This is a genomic window from Geodermatophilus pulveris, assembly GCF_900188375.1.
GTDB lineage: Bacteria > Actinomycetota > Actinomycetes > Mycobacteriales > Geodermatophilaceae > Geodermatophilus > Geodermatophilus pulveris.
Genome location: NZ_FZOO01000012.1, coordinates 52,161 through 72,680, shown reverse-complemented (window position 1 = coordinate 72,680; position 20,520 = coordinate 52,161). Strand labels below are relative to the sequence as shown.

Genomic DNA, 20,520 nt, shown 5'->3' with positions numbered 1-20,520 from the left:
CGTGCGACACCGTCTCCCCGCCGTCGCGCTGGCGACCGCGCTCGCCCTCTCCGGCTGCGGCCTGGAGAGCGCCAACACCTCCGCGCCGCAGGCCGCACCGGCCGGGATCGAGCCGGTCCCCGGCGCGGAGGGCGCCGAGGTCGTCGTGGGCACCAAGAACTTCACCGAGGCCCTGCTGCTGGGCAAGGTCGCGGTCATCGCCCTGCAGGCCGCCGGCTTCGACGTCACCGACCGCAGCGGCATCCCCGGCGCCGCACCGGCGCGGGCGGCGATGCTCGACGGCGAGGTCGAGGTGCAGTGGGAGTACACCGGCACCGGCTGGCTGAACTACCTGGCCATGCCGGAGGGGATCCCCGACCGGCAGGAGCAGTACGAGGCGGTGCGCGACGCCGACCTGGCCAACGGGCTGACCTGGCTGCCCCCGGCGCCGGCGAACAACACCTACGCCTTCGCCGTCCGCAGCGAGGCGGTCGGCGAGCTCGGCGGCATCGACGCCCTCTCCGACATCGCCGCGCTGCCGGTGGAGGAGCGCACCTTCTGCGTCGAGTCGGAGTTCGCCACCCGCAGCGACGGGTTCGAGCCGATGCTCGAGGCCTACGGCATCCCGCTCGGCGACCCGCAGGGCGTGCCGCGGGAGAACGTCAGCGTCCTGGACACCGGCGCGGTGTACACCGCCACCGACAACGGGCTGTGCAACTTCGGCGAGGTCTTCACCACCGACGGGCGCATCCCGGCGCTGGACCTCACCGTGCTCGCCGACGACCGCGCCTTCTTCCCCGCCTACAACGTCGCCCCGGTGGTGCTCACCGAGACCCTCGAGCAGCACCCGGCGATCGCCGACGTGTTCGCGCGGATCACCCCGCTGCTGACCGACGACGTGCTGCAGCGGCTCAACGCCCGGATCGACGTCGACGGCGAGGACCCGGCCGACGTGGCGCTGGACTGGCTGGTCAACGAGGGCCTGGTCGCCCCGGCCTGAGCGGCCGGCCGCCGCCCCTCGCCGGGTGCGGCGGCCGGGGATGGGTGAGGATCTCCGGCATGCCCGACGACGACGTCTCGCCCGTCGACCCGTTCCCCCGCAGGCGCGTCAAGGTCGACCGCCGCGCCGACGGCACCCTGCAGATGGCCCACGTCGACGTGGGCGAGGGCGACCCGATCGTCTTCCTGCACGGCAACCCGACGTCGTCCTACCTGTGGCGCAACGTCATCCCGCACGTGCAGCACCTCGGCCGCTGCCTGGCACCGGACCTCATCGGGATGGGGGAGTCCGACCGGCTGCCCGACCCGGGCCCGGGCAGCTACTCCTTCGCCGCCCACGCCGGCTTCGTGGAGCGGTTCCTCGAGCAGGTGGGCGCCACCGAGCGGGTCACGCTCGTGCTGCACGACTGGGGCTCGGCGATCGGCTTCGACTGGGCCCACCGGCACCCCGGCGCGGTGCGCGGCATCGCGTTCACCGAGGCGCTGGTCACGCCGCTCACCTGGGCCGACTGGCCGGCGGCCGCCCGCGGCGTCTTCCGCCGGATGCGCGGGAACGGCGGCGAGGCGGCGGTGCTGCAGGACAACGTGTTCGTCGAGCGGATCCTGCCGGCGTCCGTGGCCCGAGGGCTGACCCCCGAGGCGCACGACCGCTACCGGGAGCCCTTCACCGACCCCGCGCACCGGTGGCCGACGCTGGAGTGGCCGCGACAGCTGCCGATCGAGAACGTGCCGCCGCTGGTCCGCGACGTCGTGTCCCGGTACGGCCAGGCCATGCGCAGGAGCGAGATCCCGAAGCTGTTCCTCAACGCCGAGCCGGGCTCCATCCTGGTCGGCCGGCAGCGGGCGTTCGTGCGCAAGTGGGCCGCGTTGACCGAGGTGACCGTGCCCGGGTCGCACTTCGTGCCCGAGGACTCGCCGCACGAGATCGGCCGGGCACTGGCCGAGTGGATCCCCACGCTGCGCTGACGGAAGGACCCCGTCCTCCTCACCGCTCGCACGCTCGCGGTGAGCCTCGGGACGGGGCCGGGACCAGGCGGCGGGTGAGGCTTCGCGCGCCGTTCACCTGATCACGGTCGCGCCGTCGCCCTGCCGGTGGGGACCTCGGCCGACGCTGGTCGGCATGCGCGTCGTCGTGGTCACCGAGTCCTTCCTCCCGCAGGTCAACGGCGTCACCAACAGCGTGCTGCGCGTCTGCGAGCACCTGCAGGGGCGCGGCAGCGAGGTCCTGGTCGTCGCGCCGGGGCAGGGGCCGACCGAGTACGCCGGGGCCCGCGTGGCGCGGACCCCGTCGGTCCGGCTGCCCGGCTACGCCGGCTTCCGGGTGGGCCGGCCCTGGCAGGGGATGACGGCGACGCTGCGCGACTTCCGGCCCGACGTCGTCCACCTCGCCAGCCCCGCCTGGCTGGGCGCCCAGGCGGCGCGGACCGCCCGCCGGCTGGGCGTGCCGGTGGTCGCCGTGCACCAGACCGACCTGGTCCGCTTCTCCGCCTCCTACGGCGTCACCACCGGGGTGGACCGGGCGGTGTGGGCCCGGCTGCGCCGCGTCTACGGCTCCGCGGCCTGCACGCTGGCGCCCAGCCGCGCCACGGTCGAGGAGCTGCAGGCGCGCGGGGTGCCCCGGGTGCGGCGGTGGGCCCGCGGGGTCGACACGAGGGCGTTCTCCCCGGCGCACCGCGACCCGCAGCTGCGCCGCCGGCTGGCCCCCCGGGGCGAGCTGCTCGTGGGCTACGTCGGCCGGCTGGCCCGCGAGAAGGAGGTCCACCTGCTGGCCGCCCTGCAGGGACTGCCCGACGTCCGGCTCGTCGTGGTGGGGGACGGCCCGCAGCGGCCGGCCCTGGAGCAGCTGCTGCCCGACGCCGCCTTCCCCGGGTTCCTCGGCGGGACGGAGCTCAGCCGCACGGTGGCCTCCCTCGACGTCTTCGTGCACACCGGCTCGTCGGAGACCTACTGCCAGGCCGCGCAGGAGGCCCTGGCCAGCGCGGTGCCGGTCGTGGCCCCGGCCGCCGGCGGGCTGCTCGACGTGGTCGCCGACGGGCACACCGGCCTGCTGTTCGAGCCCGGGTCAGCTGCTGACCTGCGCCGCCGGGTCGAGCAGCTGACCGCCGACCCCGACCGGCGGCACCGCATGTCCCGGGCGGCGCGGTGGGCGGTGCGCGGCCGCACCTGGGAGGCCGTCGGCGAGGAGCTGCTCGGCCACTACGCCGACGCGCTGCGCGGGCCCGGCTCCGCCGCGGTGCGGGCGGCCTGATGCGCATCGTGCAGGTGGCGAACTTCGTCACCCCGACCTCCGGCGGCCTGCGCACCGCGCTCGGCCACCTCGCCGCCGGGTACGCGGCGGCCGGCCACGACGTGGTGCAGGTCGTCCCGGGGGAGCGGGCGGCCGTGGTGGAGACGGCCGGGGGACGGCGGGTCGAGCTGCCCGCCCCCGCCGTCCCGGGAACCGGCTACCGGGTGCACGCCTCGCCGCGGCGCGTCGTCCGGGCGCTGGAGGACCTCGCCCCGGACCGCCTCGAGGTGCACGACCGGACGACGCTGCGCGGCCTGGGCACCTGGGCGCGGCGGGCCGGCGTGCCGGCGCTGGTGGTCAGCCACGAGCGGCTGGACCGCTGGCTGCGGCAGTGGCTGCCGTCGCGGCCGGCCGTGCACGGCTGGGGCGACGCGCTGGCCGACCGGTCCAACGCCGCGCTGGCCGCCGGCTTCGGCACGGTCGTCTGCACGACGGGGTGGGCGGCAGAGGAGTTCACCCGCCTCGGGGTCGGGGTGTCCACGGTGCCGCTCGGGGTGGACGCCGGGTCCTTCGTGCCCGACCGGTCCGCGCGGTCCCGGTACGCCACCGACGGGGAGGTCCTGCTGGCCACGGCCACCCGGCTGTCGCGGGAGAAGCGCCCCGACCTGGCCGTGGCCGCGCTGGCCGAGCTGTGCCGGCGCGGGGTGCCCGCCCGGCTCGTGGTGGCCGGCGACGGTCCGGCGCGGGCCGCGCTCCAGCGCCGCTCGGCCGGCCTGCCGGTGCGGTTCCTCGGGCACGTCCGGCACCGTCCGGGGCTGGCCGGGCTGCTCGGCGCGGCCGACGTCGTGCTGGCCCCCGGGCCGGTGGAGACCTTCGGCCTGGCCGCGCTGGAGGCGCTGTCGTGCGGCACGCCGGTCGTGGTGCACCGCGACTCCGCGCTGCCCTCGGTGGCCGGGCCGGCCGGGGTCGCCGCCGCCGGGACCGCGGTGGGGATGGCCGACGGGGTCCAGGCGCTGCTCGCCGAGGGCGAGGCCGTCCGGCGGGACCGCGCCCGGCGGCGGGCCGAGCAGTTCCCGTGGGAGCGCACCGTGCGCGGCTTCCTCGCGCTGCACGGGGCCGCCGGCCGGGAGCTGGCCGCGTGACGGTACGGGTGGTGTCCCTGGGCGACAGCACCAGCTGCGGGGAGGGCGTCGGCGTCCGGGTGCCGGCCGACCGCACCTGGCCGTCGCTGCTCGCTCGCGGCGTCCCGGACGCCGAGCTGACCTGCCTGGCGGTGGCCGGCGCCCGGTTGCGGGAGCTGCGCGCCGGCCAGCTGGCCCCCGCGGTGGCGGCCGCGCCGCACCTGGCGACGCTGCTGGTGGGGCTCAACGACATCGCGCGGGGCGGCTTCTGCGGCCGGTCCTTCGCCCGCGACCTCGCCGTGGTCGTGCAGGCGCTGCGCGGCGTGGGCGCCACGGTGCTGCTCGGCCGCCTGCACGACCCCTGCCGGCTGCTGCCGCTGCCGGCCCCCGTCCGCGGCGCGGTGCTGCGGCGGGTGGCGGAGGTCAACGGCGCGGTCGACCGGCTCGCCGTCCTGCCCGGGGTGCACGTCCTGGACCTGGCGGCCGTGCCCGGGGTGCAGGAGCGCCGCTCGTGGGACGTCGACCGGCTGCACCCCGCCGCCGAGCTGCACGGCCGGATCGCCCGCACCGCCGCGGAGGTGCTGCAGCGGGCCGGCCTCGGCCTGGAGCTGCCGCCGGTGCCGCCGCTGCCCGCGGGCGGCCCGTCGGTGGTCCGCGAGGCGCTGTGGGCCGCGCGGCACGGGGCGCCCTGGCTGGTCGGTCACCTGCGGGGGGTGACCGCGACCGCCCTGGAGCTGGCCCGCACCTGAGCCGGGCGGCTCAGCGGGTCCGGCGGCCCGCGGCCAGCGCCTCCGCCGCCCGCGCGATGCGGGCGGCACGGGTCTCGGGCCTCCGGGCCTCCTCCACCCAGCGCACCCACTCCTTGCGGTGGGAGGGCGCCAGCCGGTGGAAGAAGGACCGGGCGCCCTCGTCGAGGGCCGCGGCCAGGTCGTCGGGCAGCGGGGTGTCGCGTGGTGCGGTGTCCAGCTCGACCCGCACCGCGACCTCCTCGCCGGCCCGCACGCCGGCGGCCTGCCGGTGCTCGGCGGCCAGCGGGATCCACGACGCCCCGCCCATCGGCGCGACCGTCGTCCGGTAGGTGTGCCCGCCCACGGTCACCGTGACCGGCGGCCGCCTCCCGGCACCCAGCGCGGCGACGACCTCGTCGGGCACCTGCAGCCCGGTGGCCGTCTTCCCGCCGAGCACCACCTCGGTCCGGAACTCCACGGGCGGCAGCGTAGGACGCCGTCACCGGATCGTGGCGGCAGCTGGCGACCGCGCTCGCCACCTGCCCATGATCACCGCCGTGACCTCCCCGGACGTCGTCCTCGAGCTGCGCCCGCCGCGCCCGGCCGTCGTCCTGTCCCTGATCAGCGCGCTGCCGGCCGTCGTCGTCGTGCCGATGGTCCTCGACGGCTTCTCGGCACGGTTCGCCACTGTGTTGCTGCTCCTCTACGTGGGCGCCCTCGCCTTCCACGCCGTCACGGTGCTGACCCGAGTCCGTGCGCACGCCGACGGCTCGCTGGAGGTGCGCAACCGGCTGTCGACGCGCCGGCTGCACCGCACCGACGTCGCCCGGGTGACCGCGGCCCGCCAGGGCGGCCTCGGGTCGGCGTGGAGGCTGGAACTGCTGCTCGCCGACGGGTCGACCCTGCCCCTGATCGCCACCCAGACGCCGCAGTCCCGGCCGCAGCGGCACCTGGAGGAGCGGGCCGCGGAGCTCCGCCGCTGGCTGGGGGACGCCGCGAACCGCTGAGGGAGCCGGGTGACCGTGGGCCTGACGCGTTTCTGCGGGAACGCGGGAGGCCGGCCTGACCTGCACGTTCCGTCGGTGCCCGGTCGTAGCCTCCGAACACCTGAGCGAAGGAGGCGCCGTGCCCGACGTCGGCACCACCCACCCGTCCGGCAGCCCGCTGCCCGACCTGGCCCGAGCGATCACCGCCGGTGCCGTCCGGCTGGCCGCGGCCACCGCCGCCTGGTTGCGGCTGGTCGCGGAGTTCGACGACCGCGGCGGCTGGCACGCCGTCGGCATCCGCTCCTGCGCGAACTGGCTGTCCTGGCAGTGCGGCCTGGCGCCCGGCGCGGCCCGCGAGCACGTGCGCGTGGCCCGCGCGCTGCGTGTCCTGCCGCGCACCGAGGCCGCCTTCGCCGGCGGACGGCTGTCCTACTCCAAGGTCCGGGCGCTGACCCGCATCGCCGAACCGGACACCGAGGAGTCCCTGCTGGACCTGGCCGTGGAGACCACGGCCGCCCAGCTGGAACGGTTCACCCGCACCTGGCGGCGCACCGACCGCGACGATGCCGCGGACACCGACGGTGGCCTGCCCCGACCGGAGCCCGAGGAGTGCTTCGAGTCCTGGTGGGACGACGACGGCATGCTCAACGTCCGGCTGCGGATGCGCCCCGAGCCCGGCGCGGACTGGCTGGCCGCGGTGGAGTCCGTGGCCGAGCGCGAGGCCCGCCGCGAGCGAGCACAGTGCGCCCGCGCCCGCGAGGCAGGTCCGGCTCCGGGCGTCGATCGGCGGGAACGGCAGGAGCTCGACCGCCGCTGCGCCGAGGACGACGCGCTGCCCGGGCTGGCCGCCCAGCGGCGCACCACCCGCCGGCTGCACGCCGTGGTCACCCTCGCCCGCGCCGCCGTGGCCACCGACCGCCGCCCCGGCGACCCGCCCCGCCGCGAGGTGGTGCTGCACGTCGACGCCGCGGTGCTGGCCGACGACACCGCCGCCGGTGTCGCCCACCTGGCCGGCGGCCCGGCGCTCACGCCGGCGCAGGCGCGCCGGATCGCCTGCGACGCCACCGCCGTCACCCTGCTGCACGCCGGCCGCGAACCCCTCGCCCTCGGCCGCCGCCGGCGCCGCGCCAGCGCGGCCCAGCGCCGGGCGCTGATGGCCCGCGACGGCGGCTGCGCCCGGCCCGGCTGCCCGGAGACCCGGCCCGAACGGCTGCACGCCCACCACCTGCGGCACTGGCTGTTCGGCGGGGCCACCGACCTGGCCAACCTCGTCCTGCTCCGCGACGTCGACCACGGCCTGGCCCACGACCTGGACCTGGTCATCGCCCGGGTCGACGGGCGCCTGGTGGTCACCACCCCCGACGGCCGGCACGTGTGGGGCGCCGCCGACGCCGCCTTCCACGCCGGCACCGATCGCGTCGACGCCCCGCTCGGCACCGAGTCCGCCACGTCGCGCCCGGCCACCGCCGACCCCTGGACCGGCGTCCACCCGATCGACACCGCGGTCGGCCGGCGCCCCGCGCCACCGGCCGACGTGACCACCACGACGGAGCAGACCGCGCACCGTCACCGCGGGCGGGTGCCCTCCCGCCGGCGGGGGCGACGACCCGGCGCGCGGCCGGCCGGCCGGCCCGCCCCTGGCGCGGCACGCCGCCTGCGCCGAGCCCCCGGGCACACGTCCGTCCGGGAACGGGCCGACGTCGAGCGGGCCGGCGCCGTCCTGAGCCGGACCCTGTTCCCGGCCGGCGAGCCGGTCCTCCCCGACGCCATGCCCGTCAACGGCGAACGGATGGACCTGCGCCACGCCGTCGGTGTCCTGATGGGTCACCGCGCGTTCCTCCGCCGCCTCGCCACCGAGGCCGGGGCTGCCGGAACGGCTGTCGGCACCGGACCATGACACCGGACGCCGGACGCCTCGCCGCCCGCGGGCCGCCGGCGTCTCCGCGGGAACGGGTCCGGCGGAGCACGACGTGCGCCCACCGCGGGGGAGCGCGCAGCGGCGACCTCTGAGAGGGGGGCAGGTGCCCCTGTGCCTCCCCTCATCCTCACGCGGTGGCCGGGGGTGGAGGTGACCGGTCTGCTGGCGGCGGGGGCGCGCTCCACCGCAACGTGGTGCCGGCTGAGTCCGACCGGGTGGTGTCCCGGGCGGGCCCTCAGTCCAGCGCGCGGCGGCGGAAGCCGACCAGGCTGGTCGTGCCGAAGACGAGCAGGAAGCCGGTCAGGGCCAGCGCGCACAGCCACAGCGGCAGGTGCGGCACCTCCGGGGCCATCTGCCCCCGCAGCGCCTCGCTCACGTACGTGAGGGGGTTGAGCGCGCACACCACCTGGAACCAGCGCAGCGAGTCCAGCGACTGCCACGGGAACTGTGTGGAGCCGGTGAACAGCAGCGGCGTGAGGACGACGGCGAACACGACGTTGATCCGGTTGGGCCTGACCGACGTCCCGAGGGTCATGCCCATGACCGCGCCGACCAGCGACCCCAGGACGAGGAAGGCGCCGATGACCGGCAGGTCGGCCCGCTGCACCGGCAGCGCGCCGAGCACCCACCAGCTGATCGGGAACATCACCGCCGCGGCGACGAGCGCCCGCAGCAGCGAGAACACCACCTTCTCCACCGCGACCAGCCAGGTGGGCAGCGGCGCGAGCAGCCGGTCCTCGATCTCCTTGGTGAACGAGAAGTCGATGACCAGCGGGAACGCGGTGTTCTGCAGCGCGGTCAGGAACGCGGTCAGCGCGATGACGCCGGGCAGCAGCACGAGGGAGTACTGGGCGGTGGCGAAGCCGAGCTCGACGAGCACCTTGCCGAAGACGAACAGCAGGAAGACCGGCTGGAGCACGACCTGCAGCAGGAACGGCACCAGCTCGCGGCCGGTGACGAACACGTCGCGCCACAGCAGCGCGCGGAACGCCCGGCCGACGGCCGGTGGGCGCGGCGCGGGCGCGCCGGCCCCGGCGGTCAGGGCCGGTGCGGCCGTGTCCGTGCTCATCGCAGCTCCCGTCCGGTCAGGCTGAGGAAGACGTCCTCCAGGCTGGGCTCGCCGATCCGCACCCCGGTCAGCCGCGCGCGCCGGGCGCCGAGGGCCTCCGACACCGGGCCGACCAGCGCCGCGGCGTCCCCGGACAGGTAGAGGCGGGCGCGCAGCCCGGCGGCGTCGGTGACCTGCTCGACCCGCTCGGCCAGCGGGGCGAGCGCGGCCAGCACCGCCTCGTCGGTGTCGCCGTCGGCCCGCTCGACGTCGATGTCCAGCGTGGCGCTGCCCGGCAGGGCGCGGGTGAGCGCGGCGGGGGTGTCCAGGGCCAGCAGCCGGCCGGAGTCCATGATGCCGACCCGGTCGGACAGCGTCGCCGCCTCGTCCATGTCGTGCGTGGTGAGCACCACGGTGACCCCGCCGGCGCGCAGCTCCCGGACGCGGTCCCACACGAACAGCCGGGCCTGCGGGTCCAGCCCGGTGCTCGGCTCGTCGAGGAACACCACCTGCGGGGCGTGCATCAGCGCGCGGGCGATCAGCAGCCGCTGCGCCATCCCGCCGGAGTAGTCGTCCACCTTGTCCCCACCCCGCCCGGACAGGCCCAGCTGCTCCAGCAGCGCGTCGGCCCGGCGGTTGCGCTCGGCCCGGCCCACGCCGTGGTAGGCGGCGTGGAAGACCAGGTTCTGCCGCGCCGTGAGCGCGCGGTCCAGGTTGGACCGCTGCGGCACCACCGACAGCCGGCTGCGGGCGGTCACCGGGTCGGCCGCCACGTCCACCCCCGCGACGGTGACGGTGCCCGACGTGGGCAGCACCCGGGTGGTGAGGACGCCGAGCGTCGTCGTCTTGCCCGCCCCGTTGGGGCCGAGCAGGCCGAAGACCTCCCCGCGGTGCACGGTGAAGGAGATGCCGTCGACGGCGTTGGCCGGCCGGCCGGGGTAGCGCTTGACCAGGTCGCTCACCTCGACGGCGGCGCCGCCCTCCCCACCCGCGTCCACCACGGCCATGCTCCCACCGTCCGGCGGTCACCCGGCGGCGCCTCCCGGAGCCGTGCAGCGGCGTGCGCGGCTTCGGCCTGCGCCTGGGCGGCCTGGCTCTCCGCGGCCGGCACGGCCAGCCGCAGCGCCTGCCGGCGGCGGTGGAAGGTGCCGACCACCAGCGCGGCGAGGTCGGCCGGCTGGCCGGCGACCGCGGCGCCGGACTGCAGCCGCCGGGGTCGCGTCGAACCCCGGAGCCACCACCCACCTCCGACGGGGGGCGTCGTCAGCCGGCGAGTGTGCGCACCGTCTCGACCGCGGCGACGACGGCGAAGCCGAGGAACAGCACCGCGGCGACCCGACGGATCAGCGCCACCGGCAGCCGGTCGGCGAGCCGCCCGCCCAGGAACACGGCCAGCCCGGAGACGGTGAGCAGCGCCGCCCAGGCGCCGGCGAAGACCGACACCGGGTCGTCCAGGCGAGCGGCCAGCCCGGCCGTGGCCAGCTGCGACAGGTCGCCCCACTCGGCGGCGAACAGCACGCCGAAGGAGACGGCGGCCGCTCGCAGGAACGACGTCCCCTCCCGGCCGGCCGCCACCTCGCCGGCCTCCTCCGGGCCCTCGGTCGCGCTGCGCCAGAGCAGCACCGCGCCGACCAGGAACAGGACGGCGACCACCCCGCTGACCAGCGCCTCGGGGAGCAGGGAGAGCAGGCTGCCCGCGGTCACCGCGATCGCCACCTGCAGGCCGAACGCCGTCCCCACGCCGACGAACACCGGCAGCGCCGGGAACCGCGTGGCCAGGACCAGGCTGGCGAACAGCGTCTTGTCCGGCAGCTCCACCGGGAGCACGAGGACGAACGCGGTCGCCACGACGGTCAGGGACAGCACGGGGCTCCCCTTCCGCTCGACCGCCGGGCCCGCGCGAGCCTAGTCGGGCCGGTCCGGAACCCCGGTGCGCAGCGGGTGACCCCGCGCTACGGTCCCGGCATGCCGTTCCGTTGACGCACCGACCCGCCCGCCCTGCCGCCCGCCGCCCGCCCACTGGCCCGGCTGGCCGTCGGCTGGGCCGCCCTGTCCGAGCTGGTGCCGCTCTACCCGCTCTACGCGCTGCTCTTCCTCGACACCGGGCTGTCGACCGCCGAGGTCTCCGGCCTGTTCGCGGTCTGGTCGGTCACCGCCCTGCTGGCCGAGGTGCCCGGTGGCGCCCTGGCCGACCGGTGGTCCCGCCGCGGGGTGCTCGCACTGGGCGGCGTCCTGCAGGCGCTGGCCTTCGTCGTGTGGACCGTCGGCCCGTCGGCCGCGGGGTTCGCCGCCGGCTTCGCCGTCTGGGGGCTGGCCGGCGCGCTGGTCTCGGGGACGGTGGAGGCGCTGGTCCACGACGGCCTGGCCGACCTCGGCGCCGAGGAGGCCTTCGCCCGGGTGCACGGCTGGATGACCTCCGCCGAGCTGCTCGTGCAGGTCCCGACGGCGGCCGCGGCCGGCGGGCTGTACGCGCTGGGCGGCTATCCCCTGGTCGGCTGGGCGAGCGTGGCCGTCTGCCTGGCCTGGGCGGCCCTCGCGCTGCGGTTCCCCGAGCCGCCGCGGGAGCCCGACGGGGGGTCGCTGCTCGGCACGCTGCGCCTCGGGCTGGCCGACGTCGCGCAGGTGCCGGCGCTGCGGCTCACCGTGCTGGCGATGGCCCTGGTCGGCGGGCTGGACGCGGTGGAGGAGTACTTCCCGGTGCTGGCCGGCGACCGCGGCGTGCCGACGGTCGCCGTTCCCCTGGCCGTCCTGGGCATCGCGCTGGCCGGCGCGCTCGGCGCGGCGCTGGGCGGCCGGGTCGCCGGGCTGCCCGACCGGGCGCTGCCCGCCCTGCTGCTGCTCGCCGGCGTGCTGCTCGGCGCGGTCGCCGTGCTGCCCGGGCCGGCGGCCCTGGCCGTGGTCGCGGCCTCCTACGGGCTGTACCTCGCGGTGCTGGTGGTGGCCGAGGCGCGGCTGCAGGAGCGCATCGAGAGCACCCGCCGCGCGACGGTGACCTCGGTCGCCGGCGTGGGCGTCGAGGTCGGCGGGCTGCTGGTCTTCGCGGCGTGGGCCGCAGGCGGCGTGGCCGCGGTGGCGGTGCTCGTGCTGGCCGTCGTCCCGGTGGCCGCGGCCGGGCTGCGGCGGCCGGTCAGCTGACCGGCGCCGGTGGCCGGACCGACAGCCGGGGGAGCAGCAGGTGCACCAGCGGACCGATGGCCAGCGCGTACAGCACGGTGCCGACGCCGAGCGTGCCGCCGAGCAGCCAGCCCGCGACGACCACCACGACCTCGATCGACGTGCGCACCAGCCGCACCGAGCGGCCGGTGCGGCGCACCAGGCCGGTCATCAGCCCGTCCCGCGGCCCCGGGCCGAGGTGCACGCCGACGTAGGCGGCGGTCGCGACGGCGTTGAGGCCGACGCCGAGCGGGACGAGGGCGACCCGGACGGCCAGGGACGACGGCTCGGGCAGCACGGCGAGGACGGCGTCCAGCACCACCCCGATGACCACGACGTTGCTCACCGTGCCCAGCCCGGGCCGCTCGCGCAGCGGGACCCAGGCCAGCAGCACCAGGGCGCCGACCACGACGGTGACCACGCCGAGCGACCAGCCGAGCTGGCGGGCCAGGCCCTGGTGCAGCACGTCCCACGGCATCACCCCGAGGCCCGAGCGCACCAGCAGGGCCATCGACAGGGCGTAGAGCGCCAGGCCCGCGTACAGCTGGACGAGGCGGCGGACGGGCTGGTGCACCCCCCGATCCTGCGCCAGGATTGGCCTGCTCACCACAGGCCAATCATCGGGAGGTGGCATGGAGGCGACATCGGCCCGCGCGCTGGCCGCCCTCGTCGGCGACCTCGCCACCGAGCGGCCGCCGCGCTACGCGGCGCTGGCCGGGCGGGTCCGGCGGCTGGTGGCCGACGGCCGGGTGCCGCTGGGCACCCGGCTGCCGGCCGAGCGGGAGCTGGCGGCGGCGCTGGCGGTCAGCCGGGCCACCGTCACCGCCGCCTACACCCGGCTGCGCGAGGACGGCTGGGCCACCGCGCGGCAGGGCGCGGGCACCTTCGCGGCACTGCCGGCCGGCCCGCACCGGGGCGCCTGGGTCCCCGGCCCGGTGGACGACGGCACGGTGGACCTGGCCCACGCCGCTCCGGCCGCGCCGGCCACCGTGCCCGCCGCGCTGGCCGCGGCGCTGGAGGAGCTGCCCCGCCTGCTGTCCTCCCACGGCTACCACCCGGCCGGCCTGCCCGACCTGCGCGCGCGGGTCGCCGAGCGCTACACCGCGCGCGGCCTGCCCACGACGCCGGAGCAGGTGCTGGTCACCAACGGCGCCCTGCACGGGGTGTCGGTCGCCTTCGCCGCCCTGCTCGGCCGCGGCCGCCGGGTGCTGGTGGAGCAGCCGAGCTACCCCAACGCCCTGCAGGCCGCCCGCGCGCTGGGCGCCCGCGTCGTCCCCGTCGCGCTGGACGCCGACGAGCCGGCCGCCTGGGTCGACACCGCCGGGCGGACGCTGTCCGCCGTCCGGCCCGCGGCCGCCTACCTCATGCCGGACTTCCAGAACCCGACCGGCGTCCTGCTCGACGTCCCCGGCCGGGAGCGGCTGGCGGCGGCGCTGCGCCGCAGCGGGGTCCCGGCCGTGGTGGACGAGACGTTCGCCGAGCTGGGGCTGGACGCCGCGGCGCCGCCGCCGCTGGCGGCGTTCGGCGCCGGCCACGTCTCGGTCGGCACGCTGAGCAAGGTGGCGTGGGGCGGCCTGCGGGTGGGCTGGGTGCGCGCCGAGGCCGACGTCGTCCGGCGCCTGACAACGGTCGCCGTCGCGACGTCGATGTCCGGGCCGGTGGTCGAGCAGCTGGCCGCGTGCGTGCTGCTCGACGGGCTGGACGCCGCCCTGCCCGGGCTGCGGGCGCAGCTGCGCGAGCGGCGCGCCGTCCTGGCGGGGGAGCTGCGCGCCCGGCTGCCGTCCTGGCGGGTGCCCGAGCCGGCCGGCGGCCTGGTCCTGTGGTGCGGGCTGCCCACGCCGCGCTCCCGGGCGGTGGTGGCCGCCGCCGAGCGGCTCGGGCTGCGGCTGGCCGCCGGGCCGCTGTTCGGCACCGGGCACGCTCTCGACGACCGGCTGCGGCTGCCCTACACCCAGCCGCCGGAGGTGCTGCGCCGCGGCATCGCCCTGCTCGCCCGCGCGGACGCCGCGGCCACCGGCGCCCGGCCACCCGCCGGCGAGCCACGCGAGCTGGCGGTGGTCTGACGCAGCGTCCACGGGCCGGGACCACGGGTCGCCGCCACCGGGCCGGGGGCCTACGGTCGGTGCGGCCCCGGGCTGCCGCAGCGGAGCGGACGCCGGGAACCCCGCGGAGGTCCTGATGACCCACCCGAGCACCCGCCGGCGCACCCTGGTCGTCCTCGCCGCGGCGGCGGTGGTCGGCAGCGGCGTCACCACGGCCACGGCCGGCGGGGACCGGCCCACGGACGGCGGCCACCGCGCCGCGGCCGGGCAGCACCGGGACGGCGGGGAGGCGGGTGGGGGCGGCTGCCGGCGGACCGACGTCGCCGGCGACCTGACCCTCGACGTCACCCACGACGGCGTGACGTACCCGGTGGCCGTCTACGTGCCCGGCGGCGTACCCGCCGACCGGGTGCTGCCGCTCGTCCTCAACCTGCACGGCAGCACCGGCAACGGCCCCCAGCAGATGGACGTCAGCGAGCTGCGGCCCGTCGCGGACCGGGAGGGATTCGTCGTTGCGGCGCCCAGCGGGGCGATCCCGCTGACCCCGCGGACGCCGCCCGACCCGGCCGGCAGCTGGGCCTGGAACGTGCCGGGCGTCCCGACCACGGAGAACGCCCTCCCGCCGGCGGACGCCCGCGACGACGTCGCCTTCCTGGGCCGGGTCGCCGACGTGGTCTCCGACCGGCTGTGCACCGACGACGCCCGCACATACGCCACCGGCTACTCCGGCGGCGGCCGGATGGCCTCGACCCTGGCCTGCCGGACCCCCGAGCGCGTCGCCGCCATCGCCCCGGTGGCCGGGCTGCGCGCCGGGCGACCCGACCCGGACGACACCTCCGTCCCCGAGGTCGAGGACTGCCGACCGGACCGGCCGGTGCCGGTGGTGACCTTCCACGGCCAGCAGGACGCGGTGAACCCCTACGACGGCAGCCCCGACCTGCGCTGGGGCTACGACGTGCCGCTCGCCGTGCAGACCTGGGCGCGCCTGGACGGGTGCCGGGTCGGCCCGGAGGCGGTCCCGGTCAGCACGCACGTGACCAGGCTGGGCTACGCGCAGTGCGACGGGGGCAGCGAGGTGCAGCTGTACCGCGTCTCCGACGGCGGCCACACCTGGCCGGGCACGGAGTACCCCACGTCCAACGGCACGGTGACCCAGGAGATCGAGGCGGCCGAGGTCATGTGGGACTTCTTCGAGGACCACCGCCTGCCCTCCCGGTAGCCGCGGCCCCTCCGCGTCCCGGGGGGCCACGGCCGGCCGGGTCAGCTCAGCCGCTGGGTGAGCCGGACGTCGACGTCGTCACCGTCGCCCTTGCCGATGGCCCAGCGGACCGCGGCGGCGACCGGGAGCTTGTGGGTGCCGTCGCCCAGGGCCATGAAGGCGCCGGTGAACGGGTGGCCGTCGACCGTGCCCGCGACCTTGACCAGGCCCCGGGTGCCGAGGACCTCCGCCGAGTCGGGCCACTGGACGCAGGTCCAGGTGTCCCCGGGGCGCACCCTGCCCAGCCGGGCGGTGAACGCGATGTCCAGGGGTGTCGGGCCGGCCATGGTCGTCCTCCTCGTCGTCATGCCGGTTGGACTGGCTCGGAGGCGCGGAGTCATCGGTCCCGCGCGGGCGGGCCGTCGGACCCGGCCACCAGGCGTCTCGGTGCGCGGGCCCGCCACGCGTCCTCGACCAGCTCGGCGAGCTCCTCGAGCGGGATCCGGTCCAGCCGCACGACCACCGCCGGGTAGCCGTCGAGGTGCGGGATGGTGAGGAAGACGTCGGGGTCGTCGGCGACCAGTGCCGCCTTGACGCCCTCGTCGGCCACCCGCACGCCCAGGAGCGGCTCGGCGGGGTCCGGCGCTGCGGGTCCCAGGGCCGCGCGGTCCGGCCCGCGCAGCGGCCGCTCCCACACGAACAGCTCCCCGCGCACCCGCCAGGAGGGCAGCCCGCCGTAGGAGGCGTGCTCGTCGGTGTCCGGCAGGGCGGCGACCAGTCGCCGCACGTCCGCCCAGGTGGCCACCACCGCAGTCTGACGCCGGGTCACCGTCGGGGGACCCCTCCGGCGCGCGAGGTCACCCGGTGATCAGGAACCGTCCGATGCCGGGGAGAGGGGCAGGGCGACCTCGCGCAGCGGGTCCCCACCGTCGACGAGCAGGCGGCCGCGGGGCGTCAGCACTGCGCGCAGGCACGGCGCAGGGGCAGGGCGTCGACGACCGCCTGCAGGCGATCCGACAGCTCGGGCACCGGAGACCTCCTGATCGTCCCGCAGGGTCCGTCAGCCGCTGGACCGCGGTCGCGGAGGGCCGCCGTCCTCGTGCGCGTGCACCGCGAGCTCGAGGTCGACGAACGCGCTGACCGGCGCACGGTGGGTGCGCTCGCCGATCAGCGCGACGATGCGCGCGTCGAGGGCGTCGATCGCCGCGCGGACCTCGGTGAGATCGTGGTCGCGGCGCTCGTCCACGACCGCAGCCCACGGAGGGGAGGGGGACGCATGGGCCTCGACGCCGTCTGGGCGTTCGCCCTCGTGGCGGCCCTGGTGACCCTCACGCCGGGGGTGGACACCATGCTGGTCCTGTCCACCGCCACCCGGCACGGCGCCCGCCGCGGCGTGCTGACGTCGCTGGGCACCCTCACCGGCCTGTACTGCTGGGGCCTGGCCGCGGCCACCGGCACCAGTGCGGTGCTGACCGCGAGCACCGGCGCCTACACCGCGCTGCGCACCGCCGGGGCGGCCTACCTGTTCTGGCTCGGCCTCCGGGCGCTGCGCTCGCTGCTGAGGACGGCGTCCCCGCCACCCGCCGACCCGGTCCCCGCCGTGCTGTCGGGGCGGCGCGCCTACGTCCAGGGCCTGCTCACCAACCTGCTCAACCCCAAGATCGGCGTCCTCTACCTCAGCCTCCTCCCGCAGTTCGTCCCCGCCGACGCCGCCGCCCTGCCCGCCGGGTTGCTGCTGGCCTCGGTGCACGCCGTCGAGGGCGCGGTCTTCCTCGGCGGCATCTCGCTGCTGGCCCACCGCGCCGGCGCCTGGCTGCGCCGTCCGCGCGTCGCGCGGGGCCTCGACGGGGTGTGCGCCGCGGTCTTCCTTGGCTTCGGTGCCCGGCTGGCCCTGGTCCCCTGAGCCGCCCGCTCCCGCCGTGGCCGGGAGACCCGCCCGATGACCATCTCCTGGCCGTACGCCACCCCGCCGGCCTGACCGGACCGATGAGTCCGCCCCGCCCGGACGGTCTGCACGGTGACCGACCGCCACCGACCCGCCCCGCAGGAGGACCGATGACCGCGGCACCCGCGGGCGTCCAGCGACTGGACGCCGCCTTCACCGCCCCGATCCGCAAGGACGGCGCCTTCCCCACCTACCTGGAGCTCGACGGCTCCGTCGAGCTGCTCGGCACCCGGCGGGCCGTCAAGGTCGCCGGCACCCTGGACGGGCACGAGTTCCGGGCCACCCTGATGCCGTCGGGCACCGGGCCGCACTGGCTGCCGCTGCGCGCCGCCCTGTGCCGGGCCATCGGCAAGGCCGACGCCGGCGAGCAGGTCGCGGTCCGGCTCCAGCAGCGGCTCAGCTGAGACCCGGGGGGGCCATTCCCCGGCGGCGCGTCCGGCGGGCGACGCGGGCGGCGAAGACGCCCGCGGCGTGGCCGTTGTCGATGGTGCTCACCACGACGCCGGGGGCGGTCGAGGACAGCATCGTCAGCAGCGCGCCGAACCCGCCGAACGCGCCGGGCTGCCCGGTGGAGGTCGGGACGGCGACGACCGGCACGTCGGTCAGCACGCCGAGCAGGCCGCCCAGCGCGGCGTCCAGGCCCGCGACGACGACCAGGCAGTCGACGTCCTCGGGCACCACGCCGTCCAGGGACCCGGCGCGGAAGCGGCTGCCGCCCACGTCGTCCACCCGCACCACGCCGGTGCCGGTGACGCGGGCGGCGAAGGCGGCCTCCGCGGCGACCGCGAGGTCCCCGCCGGTCCCGCACACCACGGCGACCCGGCCGGCCGGCTCGGGCAGCGGGCCGACGGCCGCGGACATCGACGCGGCGTCGACGGTCGTGTAGGCGTCGTGCTCGCCGGCCAGCGCGACCAGCGTCTCGGCGGCGGCCCGGACGACGACGGCCGCCCGGTCCGGGAACTCCCGGCGCGCGGTGCGGACCAGGGCCAGCACCTGCTCGGTGCTGCGGCCGGTGCCCCAGATGACGTCGGGTCCGGCCGGCGCCCGGCCTGCCGGCGCGGCCGGGAGGTCGGATGCGCCGACCGCCGGCAGCGGGGCCAGCGCGGGCTCGGCGGGGCTGCCCAGGCCCAGCGGCGGGTCGGCGGGCTCGACGAGGAGGGGGGCGAAACCGCCGGTCTCGCCGGCCGGGTCGTCCAGCGGGGTGGGCTGCACGGCAGGGACCCTAGGGGCCCCGGCGGCCGGCCCCGGGGAGCCGGCGGGGACCGTGTCGTCCCCGGGGGACCCGTCCGTCACAGCCGCCCCAGCCGCGGCGGCCGGCGGGCCCGCCGCCCGGGTCTGGGTCACCGCCGACAGCCGGACGACGCGGTCGCGGCCGCTGCGCTTGGCGTCGTAGAGCACCCCGTCGGCGGCGGAGAACAGCGTGCGCCGGTCGTCGCCGACGGTGGCCGACGCGATGCCGGCGCTGATCGTCACCGGCGCGGGCAGCCCGAGGCCGGCCCAGTCGGTCGAGGCGACGGCGCGGCGGCAGCGTTCCAGCGCGGGCTCGGCCTGCTCGGCGGTGGTGTCGGGCAGCAGGACGACGAACTCGTCGCCGGCCCAGCGGCACACCTCGTCGGTGTCGCGGCACCCGGCCACCAACACCTCGGCGACGCGGCGCAGCACCTCGTCGCCGCCGGCGTGACCGATGGCGTCGTTGACCTCCTTGAACCGGTCGACGTCCACCACGGCCAGCGCGATCGTCCCGCCGCCGTCCAGCAGCCCGTCGAGCCGGGCCTCGGCGTAGCGCCGGTTGGGCAGGTGGGTGAGCGTGTCCTCGTAGACCTGCCGGCGCAGCTGCCCGGCGACCCGCTCGGTCTCCAGCAGGCTCTTGCGGCGGCCGAACAGCTCCACCCACCGGGTGCGCCGCTCGTCGACGCGGTCCAGCTCGTCGGCGAGGTACGCCTGCAGGTAGGGCAGCGCCCGGCCGGCGTCGTCCCGCTCGGCGTGCAGCGTGCACAGCTCGCGCAGCGCGGCCCGGCGCACCCGGGGGAGGCCGTGCTCGCCGGCCGTGGCCAGCGCGCGGACCAGGTGCTCGTCGGCGCCGTCGCCGTCGGCCTGCCGCCGCAGCGCCCGGCCGAGGGCGAGCAGCGCCGCGGCCTGCAGCGCCGGGTCGCCGGCACCGGCGGCCCGGACGGCGGCCCGCAGCGGACCCACCGCCGAGGCGTGCTCGCCGGCGCCGACCAGGGCCCAGCCGTGCACGACCTGCGCGGCCACGACCGCCCCGGCCGACTCCGGGGGCAGCAGGGCCAGCGCCTGCTCGGCCAGCGCGCGGGCCTCGGCGAAGTGCGGCGCGGCCGCGTCCGGGTCGCCCTCGTCGAGCAGCGCCTCCCCGAGCTCGGCGCACAGCTCGCCCAGGCAGCTGGCCGCGCGGGCGACGAGGACGTCGGGGTCGCCGTCCGGGTGGTCGCCGGTCGCGTCGAGGGCGGCGGCGGCCACCGCGGTCTCGTGCGCGCGCCGCTGGTAGTCCAGGGCCAGCGGCAGCAGCTCGAGGTCGGCGAGCACGCCGGCGAGGGTGGTCAGCGTCTGCACCAGCAGCGCCGAGGGCGGCAGCGCCGGGTCCAGCAGGCTGGCCGCCTCCACCGCCTCGTCCATGGCGGCGTCGATGCGGCGGGACAGCAGCTCGATGCGGGCGTGCCGGGCGAGGCCGGCGGCCCGCTGCAACTCGTCCTCGGTGGCGTCGAAGGAGGCCTTCGCCGAGCGGACCAGGGCGATGGCCAGCGCGGCGTGCGACGCCGACCCGTCGCCGGTGCCGGCCGGGCGGCCGTCGATGAGCTCGGCGACGCCCGCGTGCAGGTCGAGGGGGTCGGCCGGGTCCGTGTCGGGCGCGGACCCCACCGGGTCGCCGACGAGGGTGAAGCCGGCCTGCCGCAGCCGGCGGACGAGCAGCTCGGCGCGCAGCGTGTCCGCCCATGCCCGGCCCAGGTCGGCCGCACCGTCCGAGGGGGGGTCGTGAGGGGCCGCCGCGACGTAGGGGGAGGAGCCGGAGCCGACGTCGGCCAGCAGCTCCTCGGCCTCGTCCAGCTGCCCGGTGGTCAGGGCGGCGGTCACCCGGTGGTGCAGGGCTCCCGGAGGCACCAGCGCACTGTGCCTCCCGGTGCCGGCGGAGTCGAGCACCGTCCCGGGGGCACGCCGGGGGC

The 20,520-nt window shown here is 77.8% G+C and carries 21 protein-coding genes; 12 read left to right on the top strand and 9 right to left on the bottom strand.

Features of this window, described 5'->3' with window-relative positions; all coding sequences use genetic code 11:
* Position 1: 1 nt before the first annotated feature.
* The 5 genes from CHB98_RS19485 (at position 2) to CHB98_RS19465 (ending at position 5,075) form a co-directional block, all read left to right on the top strand.
* Positions 2-979, top strand: coding sequence for a glycine betaine ABC transporter substrate-binding protein (locus tag CHB98_RS19485; protein WP_089307261.1), 978 nt, complete (start codon positions 2-4; stop codon positions 977-979).
* A 59-nt stretch (positions 980-1,038) separates the two neighbouring features.
* Positions 1,039-1,944 carry a haloalkane dehalogenase gene (locus CHB98_RS19480; protein WP_089307260.1) on the top strand — a complete coding sequence of 302 codons (906 nt, stop codon included), beginning with the start codon at positions 1,039-1,041 and terminating at the stop codon, positions 1,942-1,944.
* 154 nt (positions 1,945-2,098) lie between these two features.
* Positions 2,099-3,226 (top strand): glycosyltransferase family 4 protein, encoded by a 1,128-nt coding sequence (locus CHB98_RS19475; protein WP_218822433.1) that lies wholly within the window; start codon positions 2,099-2,101, stop codon positions 3,224-3,226.
* Positions 3,226-4,347 (top strand): glycosyltransferase, encoded by a 1,122-nt coding sequence (locus CHB98_RS19470; RefSeq protein WP_089307259.1) that lies wholly within the window; start codon positions 3,226-3,228, stop codon positions 4,345-4,347. Before CHB98_RS19475 ends, CHB98_RS19470 begins: the two co-directional genes overlap by 1 nt.
* A complete protein-coding gene (locus tag CHB98_RS19465; protein WP_179224690.1) occupies positions 4,344-5,075 on the top strand; it encodes an SGNH/GDSL hydrolase family protein in 732 nt (243 codons plus the stop codon). The genes CHB98_RS19470 and CHB98_RS19465 overlap by 4 nt, the downstream gene beginning before the upstream one ends.
* Positions 5,076-5,085: 10 nt before the next feature.
* On the opposite strand, the gene CHB98_RS19460 is transcribed toward CHB98_RS19465, so the two are convergent.
* Entirely contained in the window at positions 5,086-5,532 is a 447-nt protein-coding gene (locus CHB98_RS19460) for a YdeI/OmpD-associated family protein (RefSeq protein ID WP_089307257.1), read from the bottom strand.
* Between the two features lie 79 nt (positions 5,533-5,611).
* Here CHB98_RS19460 and CHB98_RS19455 point away from each other — a divergent pair, with 79 nt between their 5' ends.
* Both CHB98_RS19455 and CHB98_RS19450 read left to right on the top strand, forming a co-directional pair.
* Positions 5,612-6,061, top strand: a complete 450-nt coding sequence (locus CHB98_RS19455) for a PH domain-containing protein (RefSeq protein ID WP_089307318.1) — start codon at positions 5,612-5,614, stop codon at positions 6,059-6,061.
* Between the two features lie 118 nt (positions 6,062-6,179).
* Entirely contained in the window at positions 6,180-7,937 is a 1,758-nt protein-coding gene (locus CHB98_RS19450) for an HNH endonuclease signature motif containing protein (RefSeq protein WP_089307256.1), read from the top strand.
* Positions 7,938-8,193: 256 nt separating this feature from the next.
* Here CHB98_RS19450 and CHB98_RS19445 read toward each other — a convergent pair whose 3' ends face one another.
* The 3 genes from CHB98_RS19445 to CHB98_RS19435 all read right to left on the bottom strand — a co-directional run bounded on the left by CHB98_RS19445 (position 8,194) and on the right by CHB98_RS19435 (position 10,872).
* Positions 8,194-9,027 (bottom strand): ABC transporter permease, encoded by an 834-nt coding sequence (locus CHB98_RS19445; protein ID WP_089307255.1) that lies wholly within the window; start codon positions 9,025-9,027, stop codon positions 8,194-8,196.
* Complete coding sequence (locus CHB98_RS19440; protein WP_089307254.1) at positions 9,024-10,013, bottom strand: ABC transporter ATP-binding protein; 990 nt, start codon at positions 10,011-10,013, stop codon at positions 9,024-9,026. The genes CHB98_RS19445 and CHB98_RS19440 overlap by 4 nt, the downstream gene beginning before the upstream one ends.
* A gap of 256 nt (positions 10,014-10,269) precedes the next feature.
* A complete protein-coding gene (locus CHB98_RS19435) occupies positions 10,270-10,872 on the bottom strand; it encodes a TMEM165/GDT1 family protein (RefSeq protein WP_245821441.1) in 603 nt (200 codons plus the stop codon).
* Positions 10,873-11,067: 195 nt separating this feature from the next.
* Here CHB98_RS19435 and CHB98_RS19430 point away from each other — a divergent pair, with 195 nt between their 5' ends.
* Positions 11,068-12,141: an MFS transporter gene (locus tag CHB98_RS19430; protein WP_089307253.1), complete on the top strand. Its 1,074-nt coding sequence runs from the start codon at positions 11,068-11,070 to the stop codon at positions 12,139-12,141.
* On the opposite strand, the gene yczE is transcribed toward CHB98_RS19430, so the two are convergent.
* Positions 12,134-12,733, bottom strand: coding sequence for a membrane protein YczE (yczE, locus tag CHB98_RS19425; protein ID WP_245821439.1), 600 nt, complete (start codon positions 12,731-12,733; stop codon positions 12,134-12,136). The genes CHB98_RS19430 and yczE overlap by 8 nt on opposite strands.
* A gap of 58 nt (positions 12,734-12,791) precedes the next feature.
* Here yczE and yczR point away from each other — a divergent pair, with 58 nt between their 5' ends.
* Both yczR and CHB98_RS19415 read left to right on the top strand, forming a co-directional pair.
* Positions 12,792-14,222, top strand: a complete 1,431-nt coding sequence (gene yczR / locus CHB98_RS19420) for a MocR-like transcription factor YczR (protein WP_089307251.1) — start codon at positions 12,792-12,794, stop codon at positions 14,220-14,222.
* Between the two features lie 115 nt (positions 14,223-14,337).
* Positions 14,338-15,420: a CE1 family esterase gene (locus tag CHB98_RS19415; protein WP_089307250.1), complete on the top strand. Its 1,083-nt coding sequence runs from the start codon at positions 14,338-14,340 to the stop codon at positions 15,418-15,420.
* 41 nt (positions 15,421-15,461) lie between these two features.
* Here CHB98_RS19415 and CHB98_RS19410 read toward each other — a convergent pair whose 3' ends face one another.
* The 3 genes from CHB98_RS19410 to CHB98_RS19400 all read right to left on the bottom strand — a co-directional run bounded on the left by CHB98_RS19410 (position 15,462) and on the right by CHB98_RS19400 (position 16,645).
* On the bottom strand, positions 15,462-15,746 hold the full coding sequence (locus CHB98_RS19410; protein ID WP_089307249.1) for a DUF1905 domain-containing protein: 285 nt from the start codon (positions 15,744-15,746) through the stop codon (positions 15,462-15,464).
* 50 nt (positions 15,747-15,796) lie between these two features.
* Complete coding sequence (locus CHB98_RS19405; RefSeq protein ID WP_089307316.1) at positions 15,797-16,204, bottom strand: MmcQ/YjbR family DNA-binding protein; 408 nt, start codon at positions 16,202-16,204, stop codon at positions 15,797-15,799.
* Positions 16,205-16,459: 255 nt separating this feature from the next.
* Positions 16,460-16,645: a hypothetical protein gene (locus tag CHB98_RS19400; RefSeq protein ID WP_089307248.1), complete on the bottom strand. Its 186-nt coding sequence runs from the start codon at positions 16,643-16,645 to the stop codon at positions 16,460-16,462.
* A 30-nt stretch (positions 16,646-16,675) separates the two neighbouring features.
* Here CHB98_RS19400 and CHB98_RS19395 point away from each other — a divergent pair, with 30 nt between their 5' ends.
* Both CHB98_RS19395 and CHB98_RS19390 read left to right on the top strand, forming a co-directional pair.
* The gene (locus tag CHB98_RS19395; protein WP_089307247.1) at positions 16,676-17,302 is read left to right on the top strand and encodes a LysE family translocator; all 627 of its coding nucleotides are present in this window, start codon (positions 16,676-16,678) and stop codon (positions 17,300-17,302) included.
* Positions 17,303-17,454: 152 nt separating this feature from the next.
* Positions 17,455-17,748 (top strand): DUF1905 domain-containing protein, encoded by a 294-nt coding sequence (locus CHB98_RS19390; protein WP_089307246.1) that lies wholly within the window; start codon positions 17,455-17,457, stop codon positions 17,746-17,748.
* Here CHB98_RS19390 and CHB98_RS19385 read toward each other — a convergent pair.
* Positions 17,741-20,458: a diguanylate cyclase domain-containing protein gene (locus tag CHB98_RS19385; RefSeq protein WP_245821437.1), complete on the bottom strand. Its 2,718-nt coding sequence runs from the start codon at positions 20,456-20,458 to the stop codon at positions 17,741-17,743. The two genes, CHB98_RS19390 and CHB98_RS19385, sit on opposite strands and share 8 nt — an antisense overlap.
* Between the last annotated feature and the right edge of the window lie 62 nt (positions 20,459-20,520).